Source organism: Flavobacterium aurantiibacter (genome assembly GCF_002251775.1).
In the GTDB taxonomy this organism is placed as follows: Bacteria; Bacteroidota; Bacteroidia; order Flavobacteriales; family Flavobacteriaceae; genus Flavobacterium; species Flavobacterium aurantiibacter.
This window is the reverse complement of record NZ_NOXX01000035.1, coordinates 1-2599: the sequence shown is the minus strand read 5'-3', so window position 1 is coordinate 2599 and position 2599 is coordinate 1. Positions and strand designations below refer to the sequence as shown.

At 35.2% G+C, this 2599-nt stretch carries 3 protein-coding genes; all 3 read right to left on the bottom strand.

Annotated elements, in window-relative coordinates:
• Positions 1-395: 395 nt before the first annotated feature.
• From CHX27_RS00325 to CHX27_RS00315, 3 genes are read right to left on the bottom strand one after another with little or no spacing between them, the layout of a single operon-like run.
• Entirely contained in the window at positions 396-1169 is a 774-nt protein-coding gene (locus tag CHX27_RS00325) for a hypothetical protein (RefSeq protein WP_094484802.1), read from the bottom strand.
• A 47-nt stretch (positions 1170-1216) separates the two neighbouring features.
• Positions 1217-1849 carry a hypothetical protein gene (locus CHX27_RS00320; protein ID WP_094484801.1) on the bottom strand — a complete coding sequence of 211 codons (633 nt, stop codon included), beginning with the start codon at positions 1847-1849 and terminating at the stop codon, positions 1217-1219.
• A gap of 11 nt (positions 1850-1860) precedes the next feature.
• Positions 1861-2553 carry an SDR family NAD(P)-dependent oxidoreductase gene (locus CHX27_RS00315; RefSeq protein ID WP_094484800.1) on the bottom strand — a complete coding sequence of 231 codons (693 nt, stop codon included), beginning with the start codon at positions 2551-2553 and terminating at the stop codon, positions 1861-1863.
• Positions 2554-2599 lie beyond the last annotated feature (46 nt).

Here is a 2599-nt window from a genome sequence, read left to right as displayed (position 1 = left end):
TTTTATTGATTTTTAATCAATTATGTTTTTTGTCGTGTACTAAAGGAAAGCAATTAAAATCTTAAACGGACTAATATACTTGTAGTTCTGAACCATGGATTGATTGCTTTAGGAAGTCTCTCGCTGCGGAAGACTTCTTGCTGATTTTGGGCGTTCGTAAAAACAAAATCGTTGCGTTGTAATTAGAAAATTCTGGTAACTAGTAGATTCATAACGCATTAAGTGGTTAAGCTTGAGCGCACGAATCGTGTACTAAAATTACTACATTTTTCCGTTCGTTTTTTAGTGAAGACAATTATTACTTCGATCGTCTTTCAATATCAAAATTCGAAAACAAGCTTTAATCATACGAACTCAATCTGTGGTGGTATTTGAGCGTTTAATGTGGAAGAAAATTACTTAAACGGATTATGAAAAATAGATTTTCCGTGTAACGCTGTGACAAAAGAGTAGATTGCTAAAATTAGATAGAGAGAAGAAATAAAAATTGTTGCTTTGGTATTTTTTAGAACATAGTACGACAATACAGGTAAAATTTGTAAGGCATGCATACCGATAAAGTGCGCTACTCTTAAGTCGCCAACGGTTTTACTCCATCCTAAGATAAAGAGGTTAGAATTGTCGTTTTCTAGACCTACAGAATGACTCATTCTTGCACCCATTGCAAAGCCTTGAAAAGAGAAGATTACAAAAATTATAAGACTAAAACGGATTGCCCATACATAGTAACTCGGAAGATCTGGGAACGATTGCGTAAAAAACAGTATACCAACGTATGCGGTGTACAGCGTAACTAAAGTTGCGGCCACAGCCATTAATGAAAACATCAGTGCATAAAACGGAGTAGAAGTGTTGAAATGAGAAGTACTTCCTTTACTAGCCATTATGGCTATATAGATAATTTCAAAACTCATCAAAAAAATAACCAATACGTTGAAGAGACCTACGTTAAAACCTTGAAGATAATAGCAATACCAAGCCATTGCCCAAGAAAAAAGGAAAGTTGAAAAAGCAAACTTTAGAGGTTTGAGATAAGCGTTGACTTGATATACTTGCGTGTTTGTAGTTTTTGACAGGATAAAGCATACTAGAGCAAAAAACAGACAAATAGCACCAAAATAGAACAGGGTTTCATTTCGCGTTTTGAGTTCTAAAATGAATTCTTTCATACTTTTTACTTCATTAACAAATAAGGATGGTATTTAAACTTTTGAATCTACTTTGTTTTTGATAGATCCAAAAAGCCACCTAGATTGAGTTGAATATAGAAAGTACCTAATTGATCACTCAGACCCGTATTTGTGCCTTCAACTTTATTTTCCCATTCCGTTTCGCCAGCAAAAGGAAGCATATAACCCACTTTTATTCCGGTGAAGAGTCCGTTTTTTCCAACAGCTCTAACGTTTATTCCCAAATTTCCCAACAATTGGTTATTTGTTAAGTTTTGAAACGAGTTTGTTGTTTTGTTCTGTGCAATTAATTGATTGTTACTTAATACCAATCCCAAGTTTGGCTCGAATTTCCATTTTTTGTTTGTTGAAAGATTGTAGCCAAACCATAATGTATTGGTAAATCCCGTTAGCTGCACTGCTCCGTAACTGTTGTTTTTCTCACCATTTGAATACAAGAATTCAAAGCCTATCACGTAGTTGTTTTTTGTCCATGCGCTGCCGGCGCCAATCGAAAACGAGAACAATTCAGGATCAACGTCTGCAGCAAAATGCCTTTCGAAATTATTGTATCTCGTTCCTATTATCGCACCAAAGTAGATGCCACTTTCTTTATTGTCTTGTGCTTGAACTACACAGGCAGTGATTAGAAAAAACACAGTTAATATCAATTTTTTCATATTTCTATTATTTAGTTGGCTTGACTCGCTAAGTTTTTTTTGATTTTCATCATGATGAAGTCGGGAGTTACGCGCGGTAAATTGGAGATAAACCAATTGTTAAATCCGACTATTTTTTTTGGTTTGTTATTAAATAATAATTCAATTGCTTTTTGCGCTATCAGTTCAGGTTTAACTGGTTTGTTCACCTTGTAAGCATTTGTTTTTGCCATTTGTGGTGTGGTAAATCCAGTGTCAATTGGTCCGGGACAAAGAGCTTTTACTTGGACGCCCGTACCCACCAATTCGGCATTTACAGTTTCAGAAAAAGCTAGTACAAAAGCTTTAGTTGCCGAATAAACCGCGTAGTAGGGAAAGGGTAGAAATGAAAGCAGGGAAGCGATGTTCATGATACTTCCAGCTCCTTTTTGGACCATTTCTTGAGAAAAAAGTTTTGTTAGAACTACCAAAGAGGAGCAATTTAGCTCTATCATTTCTAGTTCTTCTTGTAGCGATGTGCTAGTAAATTCGCCGTAAACTCCGATTCCGGCATTGTTTATGAGATGACTCACATGCAATTTGTTTTTTTTAACTTCTTCAAAGAGTGATTCAGCATTACATGCCTTTGATAAATCTCTTTGATAAATCGTTACTTTAATGCCGTACGTTAGTTCTAAATCGGTTTTTAACCGCTGTAAACGTTCGTAATTTCTCGCGACTAAAATTAAACTAAGTACACGACAAAAATTGTATTAAATTAATTTCCAGCTT